This is a genomic window from Enterobacter sp. PL_is511 (genome assembly GCF_055816065.1).
In genome coordinates this window covers 1144194-1164822 of record NZ_JBVPGP010000024.1, presented here as the reverse complement: position 1 = coordinate 1164822, position 20629 = coordinate 1144194, and the positions used below count along the sequence as shown (strand labels likewise).

At 55.4% G+C, this 20629-nt stretch carries 21 protein-coding genes and 2 tRNA genes; 14 read left to right on the top strand and 9 right to left on the bottom strand.

Translation table 11 applies throughout. The annotated features are described in order from the left end of the window. Positions 1-53 precede the first annotated feature (53 nt). Positions 54-950 (bottom strand): aldo/keto reductase, encoded by an 897-nt coding sequence (locus AC0TN7_RS21145; RefSeq protein ID WP_473702411.1) that lies wholly within the window; start codon positions 948-950, stop codon positions 54-56. Positions 951-998: 48 nt separating this feature from the next. Continuing rightward, on the bottom strand, positions 999-1238 hold the full coding sequence (locus AC0TN7_RS21140) for a DUF1289 domain-containing protein (protein WP_473702410.1): 240 nt from the start codon (positions 1236-1238) through the stop codon (positions 999-1001). A gap of 149 nt (positions 1239-1387) precedes the next feature. Here AC0TN7_RS21140 and eptA point away from each other — a divergent pair, with 149 nt between their 5' ends. From eptA to rnt, 5 genes are all read left to right on the top strand, one after another. After that, a complete protein-coding gene (eptA, locus tag AC0TN7_RS21135; RefSeq protein ID WP_473702409.1) occupies positions 1388-3013 on the top strand; it encodes a phosphoethanolamine transferase EptA in 1626 nt (541 codons plus the stop codon). A 41-nt stretch (positions 3014-3054) separates the two neighbouring features. Further along, the gene (locus AC0TN7_RS21130; protein ID WP_473702408.1) at positions 3055-3654 is read left to right on the top strand and encodes a TetR/AcrR family transcriptional regulator; all 600 of its coding nucleotides are present in this window, start codon (positions 3055-3057) and stop codon (positions 3652-3654) included. A gap of 54 nt (positions 3655-3708) precedes the next feature. Further along, the gene (gene nemA, locus AC0TN7_RS21125; RefSeq protein WP_024909367.1) at positions 3709-4806 is read left to right on the top strand and encodes an alkene reductase; all 1098 of its coding nucleotides are present in this window, start codon (positions 3709-3711) and stop codon (positions 4804-4806) included. A gap of 100 nt (positions 4807-4906) precedes the next feature. Beyond that, entirely contained in the window at positions 4907-5314 is a 408-nt protein-coding gene (gene gloA / locus AC0TN7_RS21120) for a lactoylglutathione lyase (protein ID WP_013096923.1), read from the top strand. A gap of 95 nt (positions 5315-5409) precedes the next feature. Further along, a complete protein-coding gene (gene rnt / locus AC0TN7_RS21115; protein WP_032651023.1) occupies positions 5410-6069 on the top strand; it encodes a ribonuclease T in 660 nt (219 codons plus the stop codon). 78 nt (positions 6070-6147) lie between these two features. Here rnt and grxD read toward each other — a convergent pair whose 3' ends face one another. After that, a complete protein-coding gene (gene grxD / locus AC0TN7_RS21110) occupies positions 6148-6495 on the bottom strand; it encodes a monothiol glutaredoxin 4 (protein ID WP_003832760.1) in 348 nt (115 codons plus the stop codon). A 338-nt stretch (positions 6496-6833) separates the two neighbouring features. Between grxD and AC0TN7_RS21105 the strand changes: the two genes are divergently transcribed. Both AC0TN7_RS21105 and sodB read left to right on the top strand, forming a co-directional pair. Next, entirely contained in the window at positions 6834-7607 is a 774-nt protein-coding gene (locus AC0TN7_RS21105) for a C40 family peptidase (protein ID WP_267216613.1), read from the top strand. A gap of 122 nt (positions 7608-7729) precedes the next feature. Further along, positions 7730-8311, top strand: coding sequence for a superoxide dismutase [Fe] (sodB, locus tag AC0TN7_RS21100; protein WP_023311353.1), 582 nt, complete (start codon positions 7730-7732; stop codon positions 8309-8311). 38 nt (positions 8312-8349) lie between these two features. Here the strand turns inward: sodB and AC0TN7_RS21095 are convergent, their stop codons facing one another. Further along, positions 8350-9516 (bottom strand): MFS transporter, encoded by a 1167-nt coding sequence (locus tag AC0TN7_RS21095; RefSeq protein ID WP_248164199.1) that lies wholly within the window; start codon positions 9514-9516, stop codon positions 8350-8352. A 163-nt stretch (positions 9517-9679) separates the two neighbouring features. Beyond that, complete coding sequence (gene cydH / locus AC0TN7_RS21090; RefSeq protein ID WP_020688313.1) at positions 9680-9769, bottom strand: cytochrome bd-I oxidase subunit CydH; 90 nt, start codon at positions 9767-9769, stop codon at positions 9680-9682. A 297-nt stretch (positions 9770-10066) separates the two neighbouring features. On the opposite strand from cydH, the gene purR reads away from it, so the two are divergent. Further along, entirely contained in the window at positions 10067-11092 is a 1026-nt protein-coding gene (purR, locus tag AC0TN7_RS21085; RefSeq protein WP_023335431.1) for an HTH-type transcriptional repressor PurR, read from the top strand. Between the two features lie 17 nt (positions 11093-11109). Here the strand turns inward: purR and punR are convergent, their stop codons facing one another. Further along, positions 11110-12021, bottom strand: coding sequence for a DNA-binding transcriptional activator PunR (gene punR, locus AC0TN7_RS21080; RefSeq protein WP_417927265.1), 912 nt, complete (start codon positions 12019-12021; stop codon positions 11110-11112). A 114-nt stretch (positions 12022-12135) separates the two neighbouring features. Here punR and punC point away from each other — a divergent pair, with 114 nt between their 5' ends. Next, positions 12136-13335, top strand: a complete 1200-nt coding sequence (punC, locus tag AC0TN7_RS21075) for a purine nucleoside transporter PunC (RefSeq protein WP_473702407.1) — start codon at positions 12136-12138, stop codon at positions 13333-13335. Positions 13336-13633: 298 nt separating this feature from the next. Further along, complete coding sequence (gene cfa / locus AC0TN7_RS21070) at positions 13634-14782, top strand: cyclopropane fatty acyl phospholipid synthase (RefSeq protein WP_473702406.1); 1149 nt, start codon at positions 13634-13636, stop codon at positions 14780-14782. Between the two features lie 30 nt (positions 14783-14812). On the opposite strand, the gene AC0TN7_RS21065 is transcribed toward cfa, so the two are convergent. Beyond that, positions 14813-15454, bottom strand: coding sequence for a riboflavin synthase subunit alpha (locus AC0TN7_RS21065; protein WP_473702405.1), 642 nt, complete (start codon positions 15452-15454; stop codon positions 14813-14815). 225 nt (positions 15455-15679) lie between these two features. Between AC0TN7_RS21065 and mdtK the strand changes: the two genes are divergently transcribed. The 4 genes from mdtK to AC0TN7_RS21045 all read left to right on the top strand — a co-directional run bounded on the left by mdtK (position 15680) and on the right by AC0TN7_RS21045 (position 19078). After that, positions 15680-17053 (top strand): MdtK family multidrug efflux MATE transporter, encoded by a 1374-nt coding sequence (gene mdtK / locus AC0TN7_RS21060; RefSeq protein WP_473702404.1) that lies wholly within the window; start codon positions 15680-15682, stop codon positions 17051-17053. Positions 17054-17206: 153 nt separating this feature from the next. Then, positions 17207-17283: transfer RNA gene (locus AC0TN7_RS21055), tRNA-Val, on the top strand. 4 nt (positions 17284-17287) lie between these two features. Beyond that, positions 17288-17364: transfer RNA gene (locus tag AC0TN7_RS21050), tRNA-Val, on the top strand. A gap of 118 nt (positions 17365-17482) precedes the next feature. Then, the gene (locus tag AC0TN7_RS21045; RefSeq protein WP_473702403.1) at positions 17483-19078 is read left to right on the top strand and encodes an FAD-NAD(P)-binding protein; all 1596 of its coding nucleotides are present in this window, start codon (positions 17483-17485) and stop codon (positions 19076-19078) included. A 28-nt stretch (positions 19079-19106) separates the two neighbouring features. Here AC0TN7_RS21045 and AC0TN7_RS21040 read toward each other — a convergent pair whose 3' ends face one another. Continuing rightward, positions 19107-19742, bottom strand: coding sequence for a carbonic anhydrase (locus tag AC0TN7_RS21040; protein ID WP_024909376.1), 636 nt, complete (start codon positions 19740-19742; stop codon positions 19107-19109). Positions 19743-19814: 72 nt separating this feature from the next. Further along, positions 19815-20597: an MBL fold metallo-hydrolase gene (locus AC0TN7_RS21035; RefSeq protein ID WP_473702402.1), complete on the bottom strand. Its 783-nt coding sequence runs from the start codon at positions 20595-20597 to the stop codon at positions 19815-19817. Between the last annotated feature and the right edge of the window lie 32 nt (positions 20598-20629).

The window sequence follows — 20629 nt, the reverse complement described above, 5'->3', positions numbered from 1 at the left end:
CCTTAAGTGTATACCAGGGGCAAAGATTTCACCGGAAGTCACCTTCTGGCGGTTTATGGCACGTCGTAACCCAGCGCGGCTTTGCGGATGCGGAACCACTGCTGGCGGGTCATCTGCAGCTCTTCAGCGGCCAGTGCAGAACGCACGCGTTCTATTTTGCCGGAACCAATAATGGGCAGCGGTTTTGACGGCAGACGCAGGATCCAGGCATAAACCACCTGTTCGATGCTCTCCGCGTTCAGCTCGCGGGCGATAGTGTCCAGTTCGTTGCGCAGCGGCTGGAATTCATCATCATTAAACAGGCGTCCGCCTCCCAGGCACGACCAGGCCATCGGGCGAATACGCAGTTGTTGCAGCTGGTCGAGGGTACCGTCCAGCAGCAGCGGCTGGTGTACCGGGGAGATCTCCACCTGGTTGGTGGCTAGGGTAAACGGCAGGCGAGACTGAAGCAGCGCAAACTGTGCCGGGGTAAAGTTGGAAACGCCAAAGTGACGCACTTTCCCACTCTGATGCAGGTTCAGGAAGGCTTCCGCCACCTCATCGGCATCCATCAGCGGATCCGGACGGTGGATTAACAGCAGGTCGATACGATCGGTCGCCAGATTGACCAGCGACTGCTCGGCGCTCTTGATGATATGCGCGCTGTCGGTGATGTAATGACCGATGGCGTGTTCTGGTTTTGCCGTGGTGGCAATTCCACACTTCGTGACGATCTCCATGCGATCGCGGAGTACCGGAACCAGCTTGAGCGCCTCGCCGAACGCGGCCTCGCACTGGTAACCGCCGTAAATATCCGCATGGTCGACCGTGGTGACGCCCAGATCGATATGCTCTTCAATAAAGCTCGCCAGCTGGAGGGGGGACATATTCCAGTCCATCAGGCGCCAGTAGCCCATCACAAAACGGGAGAATTCTGGCCCCTGGGGGGCAAGGGTAATTCGCTGAACCATAACATTTTCCTCAAGGACGTGATGTCATGAGTATACGCAATTACCGTGTTAAAAAAGTGAAGGTTGCTGGGGTTCTTCGGTCTCACCGGCTTTGTTTGCGCGTATTTTGCGCAGAAGACGCTGACGGCAGAGGCGTAATACCTCCTGCTTCTGCGTGTCGCTAAAGTTATGCCAGTTAAAACGCTCATCGCGGGTACGCATGCACCCGCGGCAATATCCGCGTTCATCCACCTGACAAATCCCCCGGCACGGGCTCTGGATGGGGAAAAACTCCAGCTGCTCTGCCACACTCACCTCCGGATAACCACTCTCACCTACAGTGAAGACGCTAAACGCACCACGTGCAAGGCCTGTACCACAGATTTGTGGCATTAAGGTTTCACTAATCTTCCCTCTTTATACTCGGCCCATCATGATAATGACAGGTTCATCGATCGATGTGGTTAATCAAAAAGTTACAATGTAACGACATTAAATTTACTCTGGGCTGTGCACTCTTCTTTACGCTAATCAACGGACTGTTTATCCAGCGCAGCTGGGCCATTATTGCCCCTGCGCACCTGCACGACATCCTCTTTGCCGCGTCCGTACCGCTGGTGCTGTTTTGCGGCTGGGTGATTGTATTTAGCCTGCTTAATATCCCCTATATCCGTAAGCCGCTGCTGATCGTCTTAACGATCGGTTGCGCCGCGGCAACCTACTTTATGTACACCTACGGCGCGGTGATCGATCAGAACATGATTGTGAACGTGTTCGAAACCAACTCTCAGGAAGCGACGGCCCTGGTGACCCCGCAGATGATTCTGTGGATTGTCATCGCTGGCCTCGTGCCTTCCGTGGTGCTGGCGTTGACCCGTATTCGTACCGGAAAATGGTGGTACGCGCTGCTGACGCGTGTGGCCGCGATGCTCGGCGCTCTGCTGGTGATTATCCTGATTGCCGCGCTGTTTTATAAAGACTACGCGTCGCTGTTCCGCAATAACAAAAGCATCGTCAAAATGGTCACCCCGGCGAACTATGTCAGCGCCGTGGTGAAGTACAGCAAAATGCGCTGGTTTGCTGGCGATCAAACTCTGGTGCGTATTGGTGAAGATGCCCACAAAGGGCCACTGATTACCGGTCAACAAAAGAAAACCGTTCTGGTACTGGTCGTTGGGGAAGCCTCTCGCGCTGCGAACTACTCCCTTAATGGTTATGATCGTGAAACGAACCCGGAGCTGAAAAAGCAGGATGTGATTAACTTCCCGCAGGCTTCCTCATGCGGCACCGAAACCGCGGTTTCCGTGCCGTGCATGTTCTCCGGCATGACGCGCAGCAAATACGATGCCGACCTGGCTCACCATCGCGAGGGGCTGCTCGACGTGCTCAAGCATGCGGGTGTCAACCTGCTGTGGCGCGACAACGACGGCGGCTGTAAAGGCGCCTGCGATCGCGTGCCCCATACCGACATGACACAGTGGAATCTGGATCAGTTCTGCAAAGACAAATCCTGTATTGATGATGTGAATTTCTACCGTCTGGACAACGTGCTGGATGGTCTGAAGCAGGACACGGTACTGGTTATCCACCTGATGGGAAGCCATGGTCCGGCGTACTATCGCCGTTACCCGGACAACTTCCGTAAATTCACCCCAACCTGCGACACCAATGAGATTCAGGATTGCGATCATCAGGCGCTGATGAATACCTATGACAACACTATCCTCTACACCGACAGCATGGTCAGCAAAACCATTGATGCGCTGAAAGCCCGTCAGGCGAGCATGAACACCGCGCTGATTTATCTCTCCGATCACGGTGAATCACTGGGTGAAAGCGGTATTTATCTGCACGGTACACCGTACATGCTGGCGCCGGAGCAGCAAACGCATATTCCATTTATGTTCTGGCTGTCACCGGATTACGCGAAAAACTTTGGCATCAACGAACAGTGTTTGCGTGACCATGCAGCAAAAAATGCGGTTTCTCAGGACAATTTGTTCTCGACCGTGCTGGGTATGATGGACGTGAAATCAACGGTTTATCAACAGCAGCTGGATATACTGAGCGCATGTCGTCAGTAAACTCGCTTGCATTAGACCGAACGGTCTATTAGAGTGCGGCCATGAGCAGAAATACTGAACACGATACCCGCGAACATCTACTGGCGACCGGCGAGCAACTTTGCATGCATCGCGGGTTTACCGGTATGGGGTTGAGCGAGTTATTAAAAACCGCTGAGGTACCGAAAGGGTCGTTTTATCACTACTTTCGGTCCAAAGAGGCCTTCGGCGTAGCGATGCTGGAGCGTCATTATGCTGGCTACCACCAGCGTCTGGCGACCCACTTTGCATCGGGTGAAGGTAACTACCGGGATCGTGTTCTGAACTACTATCAGGAAACGTTGAACCAGTTCTGTCAGCAGGGCATTATCAGCGGTTGCCTGACCGTTAAACTGTCTGCAGAAGTGTGCGATCTTTCTGAAGATATGCGCACAGCGATGGATAAAGGTGCCCGCGGCGTGATCGCCCTGCTGGCCCAGGCGCTGGAAAAAGGCCGCGACGAAAAAACGCTGGCCTTTTCCGGCAACCCCTTGATGCAGTCTCAGGTGCTCTATTCCCTCTGGTTAGGGGCCAACCTGCAGGCAAAAATTTCGCGCAGTGCCGTGCCGCTGGAAAGCGCGCTGGCACATGTGAAAAACAGTATTACTGCGCCTGGCGTATAACGGGCGCTTTTTATTTACCTTATTACTAGTCGACTGGTCTACTCAGGAGTCCTTATGTCAGCTGAAAAACTGTTTACCCCATTGAAAGTGGGTGCCGTCACGGCGCCAAACCGCGTGTTCATGGCTCCGCTGACCCGTCTGCGCAGCATTGAGCCGGGTGACATCCCAACCCCACTGATGGGTGAATACTATCGTCAGCGCGCAAGCTCTGGCCTGATCATCACCGAAGCCACGCAGATTTCTGCTCAGGCTAAGGGTTATGCGGGTGCGCCGGGTCTTCACAGCCCGGAACAGATCGCCGCATGGCAGAAAATCACCGCGGGCGTCCACGCTGAAGAGGGTCGCATTGCGGTCCAGCTGTGGCATACCGGTCGTATCTCTCACAGCAGCATTCAGCCTGGCGGCCAGGCACCGGTCTCCGCTTCGGCCCTTAGCGCCAATACCCGTACGTCCCTGCGCGATGAAAACGGCAATGCGATCCGCGTGGATACCTCTATGCCGCGTGCGCTGGAGCTGGACGAAATCCCGGGGATTGTTAACGACTTCCGCCAGGCCGTGGCCAACGCCCGTGAAGCCGGGTTTGACCTGATTGAGCTGCACTCCGCGCATGGCTATCTGCTGCACCAGTTCCTGTCGCCGTCGTCTAACCATCGCACCGACCAGTACGGCGGCAGCGTCGAAAACCGCGCCCGTCTGGTGCTGGAAGTGGTGGATGCGGTATGCAAGGAGTGGAGCCCGGACCGTATCGGGATCCGCGTTTCCCCAATCGGGTCTTTCCAGAACGTCGACAACGGCCCGAACGAGGAAGCGGATGCTCTGTACCTGATCGAAGAACTGGCTAAACGTGGCATCGCTTATCTGCACATGTCCGAACCTGACTGGGCCGGCGGTAAACCTTACACGGATGCTTTCCGTCAGAAAGTGCGCGAGCGCTTCCACGGCGTGATCATCGGTGCAGGCGCCTATACCCCGGAGAAAGCCGAAGACCTGATCGGCAAAGGGCTGATTGATGCTGTCGCGTTTGGCCGCGACTACATCGCCAACCCGGACCTGGTTGCTCGTCTGCAGAAAAAAGCAGCGCTCAACCCGCAGCGTCCGGAAAGCTTCTACGGCGGCGGCGCGGAAGGCTACACCGACTACCCTTCTTTGTAATCTCGCTATTGTTCATTGATAGCGGCGATGCTTCGCCGCTATACTAAAACATCGTTTCTGTTCAAAAAGACAGTCTATTTCATTGGTTAATGAGGAAATTATGCGCCTACTTCACACCATGCTGCGCGTTGGCGACCTGCAACGTTCTATCGATTTCTACACTAACGTCCTGGGCATGAAGCTGCTGCGCACCAGCGAAAACCCTGAATACAAATACTCGCTGGCGTTCGTGGGTTACGGCCCGGAAACGGATGAAGCGGTGATCGAGCTGACCTACAACTGGGGCGTTGACAGCTATGAGCTGGGCACGGCCTACGGCCACATCGCGCTGGAAGTGGACAACGCGGCCGAAGCGTGCGAGCGCATCCGCAGCAACGGCGGTAACGTCACGCGCGAAGCGGGTCCGGTAAAAGGTGGCACCACCGTGATTGCGTTTGTCGAAGATCCGGACGGTTACAAAATCGAGCTGATTGAAGCCAAAGACGCCGGTCGCGGTCTGGGCAACTGATCCCTCAGGGCGCAACGTGCGCCCGTAGTTTTACTGCATCCCCCCGCAAAATTTGCCATAATGCGCTCTGCTTTTTCCCCATGTAAGAGACCCTGATGTCCGATAACGCTCAATTTAGCGGTCTGTGCGACCGTTTTCGTGGTTTTTATCCCGTTGTCATTGATGTAGAAACAGCCGGATTTAACGCTAAAACCGATGCGCTGCTCGAAATTGCCGCCATCACGCTGAAGATGGATGAACAGGGCTGGCTTACACCGGACACCACGCTGCATTTCCACGTTGAACCTTTCGAAGGGGCAAACTTACAGCCGGAAGCGCTGGCGTTTAATGGTATCGATCCGCATAACCCGCTGCGTGGTGCAGTAAGTGAATATGACGCGCTGCACGCCATTTTTAAAATGGTGCGTAAAGGCATGAAAGAGAGTAACTGCAGCCGCGCCATTATGGTGGCCCATAACGCCACCTTCGATCACAGCTTTACCATGGCCGCCGCCGAGCGCGCGTCGCTTAAACGCAACCCCTTCCATCCTTTTGTCACCTTCGACACCGCCGCGCTGAGCGGCCTGGCGCTGGGACAAACGGTGCTATCAAAGGCCTGTATTACGGCGGGCATTCCGTTCGACGGCACGCAGGCGCACTCCGCGCTGTATGACACGGAGCGTACCGCAGAGCTGTTCTGTGAGATCGTCAACCGCTGGAAGCGTATGGGCGGCTGGCCGCTGCCGAAGGGTGATGAGGACGAGCACCAATCGTAGGTCGGGTAAGCGCAGCGCCACCCGACAAAAAAAAAGCGACCATATAGCGGGTCGCTTTTTTTATTTGCGCAGAGAAAATTACTCTGCGTCCGGCTCTTCCGTTTTGTACTTCGCTGCCGTCTCTTTGATCAGCTGCTGCAGTTCGCCGCGCTGATACATTTCAATCAGGATATCGCAGCCGCCAACCAGTTCACCGTCTACCCACAGCTGTGGGAACGTCGGCCAGTTCGCGTACTTCGGCAGTTCAGCGCGGATGTCAGGGTTCTGCAGGATATCAACGTAAGCAAAACGCTCACCACAGGCAGACAGCGCCTGAACCGCTTGCGCGGAGAAGCCGCAGCTTGGCAGCTTTGGAGAACCTTTCATATACAGCAGAATCGGGTTTTCAGCGATCTGGCGCTGGATTTTTTCAATAGTGGTGCTCATGTCTTGCTTCCTTTAACTTCTGTTACGGCATTCGTCTGACATTGTAGCGGTTCAGACTGGCATCGGAAAATAACATTTTTGTCACGTTTATACATTCTACTCCGAGTCAGGAAAAGTTGCATTGCAAATGGTGTTTACCCCTGCGGCGGTCAGGGTTTTGCTTAGGGAATGGGCAAATGAGCGACAGAACGATGAATTTTTTTGCACTTGCTTACGAAACACGATTGTAGATTGAAAAATGCTATTAACTTTCTGGCTTTTTATAGATTAGAATCGACGGGCTTTGTAAATCACACGCGGGTATTATTGATGACCTGCATTTATCAGGGGACTGCCCAGTGGCGCGGATAAATAAATTCTCGATCACGCTCTGTGCTTTACTGTTTACTTCACTCACTTTCACGCCAGTGGCAAACGCCTCTCAGCAGGCGCGGCATTCTGCTGTACAAAAAAACCATCTGGTGAAAGCCACAGAACGTAAGAAAAAAACCACCGCTAAGAACGACAAGAAAAAAACACCGGCTCAGACGAAACAGACCGCTTCCAGCAAGACGAAAACCAAACCTTCCCGTACTGCCCACTCCGCCAAAAGTAAAGCTTCGCAAACCGCCGCTAACCTTGTTACTGAAAAATGCATCACGCGTAAAGGCCACAAGGCGAAATGCACGAAGGTCACGAAAATAGCGGAAGTGCATAAGGTGCGCGTACAGAAAGCGCAAAAAACCGCGATGAACAAACTGATGGGGCAGATTGGCAAACCCTATCACTGGGGTGGCAGCTCGCCGCGTACCGGCTTTGACTGCAGCGGCCTCGTCTATTACGCCTATAAAGATCTGGTCAAGTTCCGCATTCCTCGTACCGCTAATGAGATGTACCACCTGCGCGATGCCTCACCGGTTGACCGCGGTGAGCTGGAAAACGGCGATCTGGTGTTCTTCCGCACTCAGGGTCGCGGCACGGCTGACCACGTCGGCGTCTATGTCGGTAACGGAAAATTCATCCAGTCACCGCGTAGCGGCCAGGATATTCAGATCACCTCTCTCAGTGAAGACTACTGGGTACGCCATTACGTCGGCGCACGTCGCGTGATGACGCCGAAAACCATTCGCTAACCCCTGCCCTGCCACACCCGTGGCAGGGTAAGTTCCTCTTTTGCATACCCTTTCAATTTGCTATCCTGTCCTTGTTGTCTGTGTGGTTATTGGCAACGCAAAATACAATAAGGAGAGAAGCAATGTCGTTCGAATTACCTGCACTACCGTATGCAAAAGACGCCCTGGCACCGCACATTTCTGCGGAAACCCTGGAATATCATTACGGCAAGCATCACCAGACGTACGTCACTAACCTGAACAATCTGATCAAGGGCACCGATTTTGAAGGCAAAACGCTGGAAGAGATCGTCCGCAGCTCAGAGGGTGGCGTATTCAACAACGCGGCTCAGGTGTGGAACCACACCTTCTACTGGCACTGCCTGGCGCCAAACGCCGGTGGCGAACCTGCCGGTGAACTGGCTACCGCTATCAACGCCGCCTTTGGCAGCTTCGCGGATTTCAAAGCGAAATTTACCGATGCAGCCATCAAGAACTTCGGTTCGGGCTGGACGTGGCTGGTTAAAGAGGCGGATGGCAAACTGGCTATCGTGTCCACCTCTAACGCAGGCACCCCGCTGACCACCAGCGCTAAGCCGCTGATGACCGTGGACGTATGGGAACACGCTTACTACATTGATTACCGCAACGCGCGCCCGAACTACCTGGAGCACTTCTGGGCACTGGTTAACTGGGACTTTGTCGCGAAGAACTTCGCCGCGTAAGAGACACGCAGAAGGGTTCGCCCTTCTGCGTTTTTGGTTTATTCCGCAGCGCAGGCTGCTTCAGGCTGTTTACGACCCGACATCATCACCAGCAGCAGGCCGAGCGCGGCAATAATCGCCCCCATCACCGGCACAAAGCTGTACCCCAGTCCCCCTGAAATCACGGCCCCACCGGCCGCCGCACCGAGCGCGTTGCCCAGGTTGAAGGCGCCGATGTTGACCGACGATGAGAGGCCCGGCGCTTCATGCGCGACGCGCATCACGCGCATCTGCAGCGGCGGCACCACGGCAAAGGTGGCGGCTCCCCAGACGACCATTGCGATCGCGGCCCCAAACTCATTACGCGCCAGCCACGGAATGGCAATCATGATGGCAATCAGCAGGGTTAAGAAGCCCTTCAGCGTGCCGCTCACGGAACGGTCGGCAAATTTCCCGCCGAGATAGTTGCCGATCGAGAAGCCCACGCCTATCAGTACCAGCATCGCGGTCACAAAGAGAGGCGTTGCGTGGGTGATGTCATGCAATACCGGTGAAATATAGGTGTAGAGGGTAAACATCGCCCCTGCCCCCAGCACGGTGGTGAGCAGCGCGGAGAGGACCTGCGGGCGCACCAGCACCGACAGCTCTCTGCGCACGTCAGGACGTTCACCCGCGCTGCCTTTCGGCAGGGAGAAGAACAGCGCCACCATCGCGACCACGCCCAGCCCGGCCGTTGCCAGGAAGGACATCCGCCAGCCGATCGCTTCCCCCAGCCAGGTTGCCGCAGGCACCCCGCCGATGTTGGCAATCGTTAGCCCCATAAACATGGTTGCTACGGCGCTGGCCTGCTTATGTTTTGGCACCACGCTGGCAGCCACGACCGATCCCAGCCCGAAGAACGCGCCGTGGTTAAGGCTGGTCAGAATACGAGACAGCATCAGCGTGGTGTAGTCCGGCGAAATGGCCGAAAGCACGTTACCCAGGGTGAAAATCGCCATCAGGAAAATCAGCGCATTGCGGCGCGCGCGGTGCGAAAGGAGAAGCGTCATCAGCGGCGCCCCCACCATCACGCCGATAGCATAGGCGCTGATTAACATCCCTGCCGCAGGGATCGAGACGTCCACGCCGCGGGCGATGACGGGCAGTAACCCCATCGGGGAGAATTCAGTGGTGCCAATCCCAAAAGCGCCAATCGCCAGGGCCAGCAGGGGAAAATTGATTTTCATGCGTCAACTCCGGATGCCGTGTCATGTGGTGACACAGAACAAAGAAGCGGAAAGCATGACATCAATCACAAAAAATGAGAAGTTAACAAAATGGCAAAAGATTTTTGCCAGAGAAGTAACAATCGGGTCGATCGGGAGGGAGAAGGCTCTCCCTCCGCGTAAATCAGTGCAGCGCAGCCGTCAGACCGGCCGCGACAATCAGAGCCAGCACAATAACGGTGGTGAACAGCGAAAACTTCAGATCGGAACTCATCAATTTTTCTCCTTTTAATCCCCCCACGAAAAGTGAGCCTGCTCATTTTTGCATAATTTACGTCAAAAATCTTCCTGGATTTAGGCTGATAAACACTTTACCTCTTCCCCTTTTCATCAAGATAGGACAAAATTCCACGCTAAATTTATTAGCGTACCGGCCATTGACCCCCTCCTGACGTCCCGTGTCGTTTTCCCGGCGTGCCGCAATTCAAGATTGCGTGATAAGGGTGAGAGAAGGCAAACGTTTACCTTCAAGTTTTTCAGGAGTTTAGGATATGGTCTGGAGTGACATTTAATGGCAACAATTAAAGACGTAGCAAAACGCGCAAACGTTTCCACTACAACCGTATCACATGTAATTAACAAAACCCGCTTCGTGGCGGAAGAGACGCGCAACGCCGTCTGGGCAGCGATCAAAGAGCTGCACTATTCGCCAAGTGCGGTTGCGCGCAGCCTCAAGGTTAATCACACCAAATCCATTGGATTGCTGGCCACTAGCAGTGAAGCGGCCTATTTTGCCGAGATCATTGAAGCGGTAGAGAAGAACTGCTTCCAGAAAGGCTATACCCTGATTCTGGGCAACGCATGGAACAGCATAGAAAAACAGCGTGCCTACCTGTCGATGATGGCGCAAAAGCGCGTTGATGGCCTGCTGGTAATGTGTTCCGAGTACCCGGAATCCGTGCTGTCGATGCTCGAAGAGTATCGCCATATTCCCATGGTGGTCATGGACTGGGGCGAAGCGCGCGCGGATTTCACTGATTCCGTTATCGATAATGCCTTTGAAGGCGGCTATATGGCCGGTCGTTATCTGATCGAACGCGGTCACCGCGAGATTGGCGTGATCCCCGGTCCGCTGGAGCGCAACACCGGCGCGGGCCGTCTGGCCGGTTTTATGAAAGCGATGGAAGAAGCGCTGATCAACGTGCCGGAAAACTGGATTGTGCAGGGCGACTTTGAGCCGGAGTCGGGCTACCGCGCAATGCAGCAGATCGTCTCCCAGCCACACCGTCCGACCGCCGTTTTCTGCGGGGGTGACATCATGGCTATGGGCGCGCTCTGCGCTGCCGACGAGCTGGGTCTGCGCGTACCGCAGGATATTTCCGTGATCGGGTATGACAACGTGCGTAACGCGCGTTTCTTCACGCCAGCGTTGACCACCATTCACCAGCCGAAAGATTCGCTGGGCGAAACGGCCTTCAATATGCTGATGGACAGGATCGTCAACAAACGTGAAGAGTCGCAGTCCATTGAAGTTCACCCGCGTCTTATCGAACGCCGTTCCGTTGCGGACGGTCCGTTCCGCGACTACCGTCGTTAATCGCTTTACGGGGCCAGCTATGCTGGCTCCCGTAACCATTCCCGGTTTAGCGTTTCGCTGTCTCCCAGATAATCCAGCAGCCAGGCCATCGCAGGCGAGACATCACTTTGCTGCCAGGTCAGGCAGCAGGCCGCATCCGGGAACGGATTCTCCAGCGTCAGCTCAACCCACTCTCCGGTATCGATGCGCGGACGCGCGAAATGAACGGGCACCATCGCGACGCACAGTCCGGCGCTGAGGCACGTCGCCGACGATTCCCAGTCAGGGGCCACCACCCGCCGCTGGTTGTCCAGAAGCCAGGTGATACGCTTCGGCAATGAACGGGAGGTATCCTCCAGCACCAGCGACGGCCAGTTGCGCAGCGTATCATCGCTGAGCGGCCCCTCCATCACCGCCAGCGGATGATCGCTTGCCACCACGCACTTCCAGCTCAGCATGCCCATATCGCGAAAGGCGTAACGTCCCCCGACCGGGATCGCCTGCGTGGCCCCGATTGCCATCTCTGCCCTGCCGTCCGCCAGCGCATCCCAGACGCCGTTGAACACCTCCTGCGAGACCCGCAGCTCGACATCTGAAAAATGACGATAGAAATCGACGATCATCTGCCGGGTACGTTCCGGCTTAACGATGTTATCCACCGCGATGGAAAGATGCCCCCGCCAGCCGTTAGCGATCTGCTGACACTGTTCGCGGGTGATCTGCATTTTTTTGATAACAGAACGCCCTTCCTTCAAAAACCACGCCCCTGCGGGCGTTAATTCCACATCACGATGGCGCCGCTCAAACAGCGGAACCGCCAGCCACTCCTCCAGCTGACGCACCGTGTAGCTGATGGCCGAAGGGACGCGGTGCAGCTCCTGCGCTGCACCGCTAAAGCTGCCGTTACGTGCAACAGCATCGACCACTTCAAGAGAATAATCTGACCACATTTTCTGCCTGCAAAAAATTTGAATGCACCCGCCAAATATTAGCGTTTCACAAGCCGCTTTGCACTCCCTACACTCTCCGCCAACGTACACCTGCCTCCTCAGGAGAATAAGAGAATGCAACCCAGGAAAGGATTTTTAGTCTGGCTCGGCGGCTTAAGCGTGCTGGGCTTTTTGGCCACCGACATGTACCTGCCCGCGTTTGCCGCGATGCAGGAAGACCTGCAAACCCCTGCGGCGGCCATCAGCGCCAGCCTGAGCCTGTTCCTTGCCGGTTTCGCTTTCGCGCAGCTGCTGTGGGGACCGCTCTCGGATCGCTTTGGTCGTAAACCGGTACTGCTGCTGGGTCTGGCCATTTTTGCCGTGGGCTGCCTGGGGATGCTGTGGGTGCGCGATGCCACCTGGCTGCTGGTGCTGCGCTTTATTCAGGCCGTGGGCGTCTGTGCTGCGGCGGTGACCTGGCAGGCGCTGGTGACCGACTACTATCCGGCTAACCGCACAAACCGTATTTTCGCCACCATTATGCCGCTGGTGGGTCTTTCCCCTGCCCTGGCTCCGCTGCTGGGCAGCTGGATCCTCGCGCACTTTGACTGGCAGGCCATTTTTGCCACGCTGTTTGCCATCACGCTGGTACTGATGCTGCCGGCGTTTGCCCTTAAGCCCGCGCATAAAAAAGAGGCGCATGCGGATGCGAAGCCGATTACCTTCACCTCCCTGCTGAGCGCCAAAGCGTATCGCGGCAATGTCCTGATTTACGCCGCCTGTTCGGCCAGCTTCTTCGCGTGGCTTACCGGCTCGCCGTTCATTCTGCACGATATGAGCTACAGCCCGGCGGCCATCGGTTTGAGCTATGTTCCGCAGACTATCGCCTTCCTGGTGGGCGGGTACGGCTGTCGCGCGGCGCTGCAAAAATGGGAAGGTCAGCAAATGCTGCCATGGCTGCTGGTGCTGTATGCGCTGAGCGTCATCGGCACCTGGGCCGTCGGGTTTATTCCGGGCGCGGGCCTGGCTGAAATTTTGATCCCCTTCTGCGTGATGGCCGTGGCGAACGGGGCGATTTACCCGATTGTTGTAGCCCAAGCGTTGCGTCCGTTCCCGCAGGCGACAGGCCGCGCCGCCGCGCTGCAAAATACCCTGCAGCTGGGTCTGTGCTTCCTGGCAAGTCTGGTGGTCTCGGCGCTGATTGCGACGCCACTGTTAACCACCACCAGCGTGATGCTGGTCACCGTTGCGCTGGCGGTGATGGGCTATCGCATGCAGGCCTCCGCGCAACGTGAGCAGGATAGCGGCGCTCAGGTGGAAACCTCGCATGCCTGATTGCGCCAGAAATCATGTTACATTTCAGTGATTAGGTTGCTAACAATTTTCTATTGAATCACCAAATTTTGAGGCCTATACTAAATTTGGTTCGATTAAATACGATAAATATTAAGTGTTAACGGGAGCCGGAGCGCTCCCGTTTTACCATGGAAGGCATTTCGGCAAGGGTTATCTCCCTTCCTCTGTTCTACGTCGGATATTAGCCTCGCGGTATTTACCGTGAGATTTCTCACAAACCAAAAAAAGCGTCTACGCTGTTTGAAGGTTCTGATCACATCAGGGTGATGGAGAAGCTATGAGTTCATCGTGTATAGAAGAAGTCAGCGTTCCGGACGATAACTGGTCCCGGATCGTCAGTGAACTGTTAGGTCGAGCAGGCATCACTATCAATGGATCATCGCCATCCGATCCTCAGGTTAAACATCCCGACTTTTTTAAACGCGTATTGCGGGAGGGATCGTTAGGCCTGGGAGAAAGCTATATGGACGGCTGGTGGGAGTGCGAACGTCTGGATACCTTTTTTGCCAGCGTGCTGCGTGCCGGTCTGGAAAACCAACTCCCACGCAATCTGAAAGACACCCTGCGTATCGCCTCTGCCCGACTGTTCAATCTGCAAAGTAAAAAACGCGCGTGGATTGTCGGCAAAGAGCATTACGATCTCGGCAATGACCTGTTCAGCCGCATGCTGGACCCGTTCATGCAGTACTCCTGCGCCTACTGGAAAGATGCGTCGACGCTTGAGGAAGCGCAGCAGGCAAAGCTGCGTCTGATTAGCGAGAAGCTGCAGCTACAGCCCGGCATGCGCGTGCTGGATATCGGCTGCGGCTGGGGTGGGCTGGCGTATTTTATGGCGAAGCACTATGGCGTCAGCGTAGTGGGCGTCACGATTTCAGCGGAACAGCAAAAAATGGCGCGGGAGCGCTGTCAGGGTCTCGATGTGGATATCCGGCTGCAGGATTACCGTGATCTGAATGAACAGTTTGACCGGGTCGTTTCCGTCGGCATGTTCGAGCACGTCGGGCCGAAAAACTACGACACCTATTTTGAGGTGGTGGATCGTAATCTGAAACCGGACGGCATCTTCCTGCTGCACACCATAGGCTCTAAGCGGACCGACAATAACGTTGACCCGTGGATCAATAAATACATCTTTCCGAATGGCTGTTTACCGTCCGTTCGCCAGATTGCCAACGCCAGTGAATCCCATTTTGTGATGGAAGACTGGCATAACTTTGGCGCGGATTACGACACCACGTTGATGGCATGGCATGCGCGTTTTCAGGAGACCTGGCCTGAGATTGCGGACAACTATTCTGAGCGATTCAAGCGGATGTTTAGCTATTATCTGAATGCCTGCGCGGGGGCGTTTCGCGCACGGGATATTCAGCTCTGGCAGGTGGTATTCAGCCGGGGGATTGAACACGGACTGCGTGTCGCACGCTAAAAAATAACCCCGGATATCCGGGGTTATTTTTTATTCTTCTTCAGTGGCCTTTATTATTGCGGCTTCTTTTGCTGCCAGCACGCGCTCAACCGTATCCACCACCGCCTGGGTTTGCGGATCGATTTCGATATTCACGCGATGCCCCAGTTTTTTGGCGCCCAGCGTGGTGCGCTGCAGCGTTTCAGGAATTAAATGCACGCAAAAACGCGTTGGCGTCACTTCCCCCACCGTCAGGCTAATCCCATCGATGCCAATAAATCCTTTATAGAGGATGTATTTCATTAATGACGGATCCTGCATTTTAAACCAGATTTGACGGTTATTTTCCGAGGTCACGATTTTTGCCACTTCAGCGGTGGTCATGATGTGGCCGGACATCAGGTGGCCGCCAATCTCATCGCTGAACTTCGCCGCGCGTTCAACGTTGACGGTATCGCCCACAGCCAGCTCGCCCAGGTTGGTGATGCGCAGCGTCTCTTTCATTAAATCAAAGCTAATCTGGTTGCCGTTAATTTCGGTCACGGTCAGGCAGCAGCCGTTATGCGCAATCGACGCACCGGTTTCAATGCCCTCAAGCATATATTCCGGCAGCTCAACAACATGAGTACGGAAATTAGGTTTTTCATCAATGGACACCACTTTGGCGGTGCCCTGCACAATACCAGTAAACATGCTTACAACTCCTGTTTTTTCCGGACGGTGATGACACCGTTTAATCCCTCCACAATAACAGTTGGAAAAACAGGTTGCCAGCGGAGCGCATTTTCTGGCGATTTTTTCACTAGATAAATAGCTAAAGCCCGCTACAATAGCTGGCACCCCCCTGCATTTTCTTCTTGCTGCCCGTTTCGGCGGCTTTTTTAGTCTCTCAAATAACTACAAAATAAAGGTGTTCACGTGCAGAAGTACATGAATGAAGCGCGCCAGCTATTGGCACTGGCTATACCAGTGATCGTCGCGCAAGTGGCCCAGACCGCAATGGGATTTGTGGATACGGTAATGGCAGGTGGCTACAGCGCCACCGACATGGCGGCCGTGGCTATCGGCACGTCAATCTGGCTTCCGGCCATCCTGTTCGGCCACGGTCTGCTGCTCGCGCTCACGCCTGTTATCGCTCAGCTCAATGGCTCGGGTCGTCGCGAGCGCATTGCCCATCAGGTCCGTCAGGGGTTCTGGCTGGCAGGGTTTGTCTCCGTGCTGATCATGGTCGTGCTCTGGAACGCGGGCCATATCATCCGCGCTATGCATAACATTGACCCGGCCCTGGCGGATAAAGCCGTGGGCTATCTGCGCGCGCTGCTCTGGGGCGCGCCGGGCTACCTCTTTTTCCAGGTGGCGCGTAACCAGTGTGAAGGCCTGGCGAAAACCAAGCCCGGGATGGTGATGGGTTTTATCGGGCTGCTGGTCAACATCCCGGTTAACTATATCTTTATCTACGGTCATTTCGGGATGCCGGAGCTGGGCGGCGTCGGCTGCGGCGTGGCGACAGCAGCCGTTTACTGGGTGATGTTCTTCTCGATGCTTACCTTCGTGAAGCACGCCCGCTCCATGCGCGACATTCGCAACGAGAACAGATTCAGCACGCCGGACTGGAGCATCATGACGCGTCTGGTGCAGTTAGGGTTGCCGATTGCCCTTGCGCTGTTCTTTGAGGTGACCCTGTTTGCCGTGGTTGCCCTGCTGGTCTCCCCGCTGGGCATTGTGAACGTGGCCGGGCACCAGATTGCGCTGAACTTCAGCTCCCTGATGTTCGTCCTGCCAATGTCGCTGGCCGCGGCGGTGACGATTCGCGTGGGCTTCCGCCTGGGACAAGGTTCGACGCTCGATGCGCAAACCGCCGCGCGGACCGGACTGGGCGTCGGCGTCTGCATGGCCATTTGCACAGCGCTTTTCACCGTGGCGCTGCGCGAGCAGATTGCCCTGCTCTATAACGACAATCCGGAAGTCGTTACGCTGGCATCGCACCTGATGCTGCTGGCTGCGATTTACCAGATTTCGGACTCCATCCAGGTGATTGGCAGCGGCGTGCTGCGCGGTTATAAAGACACGCGCTCCATTTTCTTTATCACTTTCATCGCCTACTGGGTGCTGGGTCTGCCGTGTGGTTATATTCTGGCCCTGACCGACCTTGTGGTTGACCGCATGGGACCGGCGGGGTTCTGGATGGGCTTTATCATCGGCCTGACGTCGGCGGCGATTATGATGATGATGCGCATGCGCTTCCTGCAGCGTCAGCCATCAACGATCATTTTGCAACGCGCTGCCCGTTAAATACGCATTAGCCGCCACCCGGCGGCTACTTTCTCTTCACTTTGCGCGGTAATACAGCAATCGCGTGAAATCAGAGAGAAAATTGCATTTTCCCTCTTGCCACCTCGGTGCTGTGCCGCTAATATTCGTCCCCGTTGTCACCGACAACACGTTGCGTTCATAGCTCAGTTGGTTAGAGCACCACCTTGACATGGTGGGGGTCGTTGGTTCGAGTCCAATTGAACGCACCATTCTGCGTCCGTAGCTCAGTTGGTTAGAGCACCACCTTGACATGGTGGGGGTCGGTGGTTCGAGTCCACTCGGACGCACCATTTCAGTCCTGAAATGGTGCAAATCCTCTTCTGATAGCCTGAATTTTCCTAATCCTTCATTTTCATTACTGTTCTCCTGCTACGCTTTTCTCATGGAAAAAAGAGAGGACAACCGTCGATGAAGAAAATCGCCATTATCGGTTCCGGCCCAACAGGGATTTATACCTTTTACGCCCTTCTTAAAAACCCGCAGCCGCTTTCGGTCTCCGTCTTTGAACAAAGTGATGAAGCGGGCGTGGGTATGCCCTATAACGACGACGATAACTCTCGTCTGATGCTGGCAAATATCGCAAGTATTGAAATCCCGCCCATTTTTATGACCTACCTCGACTGGCTCAAAGGCCAGAGCGAAGCCCATCTGGCACGCTTTAAGGTTGATAAAGCCCGCCTGCATGACCGACAGTTCCTGCCCCGGCTCCTGCTGGGTGAGTATTTCCGCGACAGCTTTCGGTCCATCGTAAAAGAGGCGGAAAAACGGGGATTTCAGGTTGATGTCCATAAATCCGCCCAGGTCACCGATATCGTGCCCTCGAAAGAAGGCGTTACGCTTTCCGTCAACGGCAGCGCCTTTCCTGAACGCTTCGACCTTGCGGTTATCGCCACCGGCCACGTCTGGCCAGAGGAGGATGAAGCCACGCGCACGTTCTTCCCCAGCCCGTGGTCCGGTCTGATGGACGCCAGTATTCCGCCCTGTCGCGTCGGTATTATGGGGACATCGTTAAGCGGTCTCGACGCGGCCATGGCGGTCGTAATGCAGCACGGTGCGTTTCGCGATGATAAATTTGTGCTAAATAAAGGCAGCGAGGCGCTGAAGATTGTCCTGATGTCCCGGACGGGCATTCTGCCGGAAGCCGATTTTTACTGCCCTATTCCTTACGAGCCGCTGTCGATATTGACCGAACGCGTGTTAGAAAGCGAGATTGCCAAAGGACCGGATGGCCTGCTCGATCGTATCTTTGTCCTGATGGTCAAAGAGCTTCAGCTTGCCGATCCGGCGTGGTGCGAAAAAATGTCTCTGCATACGCTGAATGCGGACACCCTTCGTGAGGCCTGGTTTGAGGATCGTAAACGGCACGGACCCTTTACCTGGGCGGAAGATAACCTGAAAGAAGTTGAGAAAAATAAACGCGAACGCCGTACCGTGGCCTGGCGCTATACCGTGCTTCGGCTGCATGAAGTGGTTCAGGAGATCGTTCCCCATCTCAGCGATCGAGACGTTGAACGCTTCAAACAGGGGCTGGCTCGGGTATTTATCGACAACTATGCCGCCATCCCTCCGCAGTCTATCCGCAGGCTGCTCGCACTTCGCGAAGCCGGCATCATCAGCGTGGCCGCGCTCGGTGACGACTACACGCTCGACGTTGGCAGCGATCGAACGGTGATAACCACACAAGAGACCGTTTACCGCTTCGACGTTTTTATTGATGCGCGCGGGCAAAGGCCGCTCAAAACGAAAGATCTGCCCTTCCCGACGCTGCGAAAACAGCTGGAAGCGACCGGCGATGAGATACCCGATATCGGCGAGGATTACACCTTAAAAGCGCCTGACACCGTTCGCGGGCGCATCACCTTCGGTGCGATACCTTGGCTGATGCACGATCGTCCCTTCGTTCAGGGGCTGGCGGAGTGTGCAGAGATTGCAGAGGCGATGGCGCAAGCGGCGGAAAAACCCGCGTCGGGGGTGCGGCGGAGATTGCCCTATTTTGAAAACTGACAGGGCATCCGTGCCCTGCTGTCGCGGATTACTCGAAGAAGACTTCCGGGTTTTCCGACAGCGAAACGAAGGTTTTCGTCTCTTTATTCAGGGCGAGGATTTCGCCGCTTTCAATGTCGTACACCCAGCCGTGCAGTCGGATGGAGTTATTACGCAGGCCCACCGCGACGGAAGGATGGGTCTTAATGTTGCTCAGTTGCGCAAACACGTTCTCCTGCACCATCGCATTGACCTTATCGATCGGCTTATCCCAGGTTTTTTTTTCCACCACGGCTTTCGCCGCGTCGGAATAGCGCAGCCAGTGTGACACGGCAGGCATCGGCTCCAGGTTCGCGTTATCGGCAATCGCCTTCATCGCGCCACAGTTGGAGTGACCACAAATCACGATATCCGTGACGCCCAGCGCCACGACGGCGTATTCGATGGTAGCGGACACACCGCCAGGCTCCGGTCCGAACGGCGGCACGATGTTGCCAGCATTACGAATGACAAAGAGTTGTCCTGGCTCTTGCTGGGTGACAAGTTCCGGGACCAGACGGCTGTCGGAGCATGAGATGAACAGCGCTTTGGGATTCTGGCTGGACGCTAAACTGCGGAAGAGTTCTTTACGTTGCGGGAAAATCTCTTTTTGAAAGCTGAGAAAACCTTCAATGATATGTTGCATAGCAATGTCTCTTTTATCTGTTTTAGTTTAGGTATGATCGAGATCACACTCGTAAAGTTTACCCATCGTGGTTTACTTCAGACAAGCAATATATTTCTGGCCCGAGCGCTGCACAATTTCGTCCGCGTTAGCGAGGATGTTCTGCCCTTCGAACGCGCCGTACAGACGTTCAAACGTTCTGCCTTCCAGATGATTCACGACCGACGCCACGGTGCGGGCCGGCAGCGGAAGATAGTTCGGGTAGCTCCACATAAACGAGACGGCGTCTTTACCCGGCGTGACCTGCAGAATATCGCCCGCCAGCAGTACCCCGTCCCCCTCCTGCCAGTGCAGCACCGTTCCCCCGGCAAAATGCCCCCCCAGACGCAGCAAGGTGACTGACGGGAAAATCTCCAGCGCATCCCCCTCCCAGAAATGAATGGCCGGGCTGTCGCGCATCACCCACTCGCTGTCGCTGGCGTGCAGGTACACCGGCGCATCAAACGCCGCAGCCCACTCCTGCATCGTGGTGTAATAGTGCGGATGTGAAATCGCAATCGCGCTGATGCCGCCGAGGGCGGTAATGAGCGTTTTGGTTGCGGGGTCGAGGTTGGCGATACAGTCCCAGAGAATATTGCCGTGGGGCGTTTGCAGCAGCAGCGCCCGCTGGTTGATCGCAAACGCCGGGACCGTTTTGATCCCAAACAATCGCGGCTCCAGCTGCTGCCATTTGTTGCTATGCGTGGCGGTGACGGTATCGAGATCGGTCCACGCCTGCCCCGTGCTGGGGACATACTGGCGTTCATCCTCGCAGATCGGGCATTTCTCAGGCTGTGTATCGTAAGCCGTTCCGCAGGTTTTACAGAGTGTAATCATGTGCTCTCCTCAGCGATAAAGCACTGAGTATG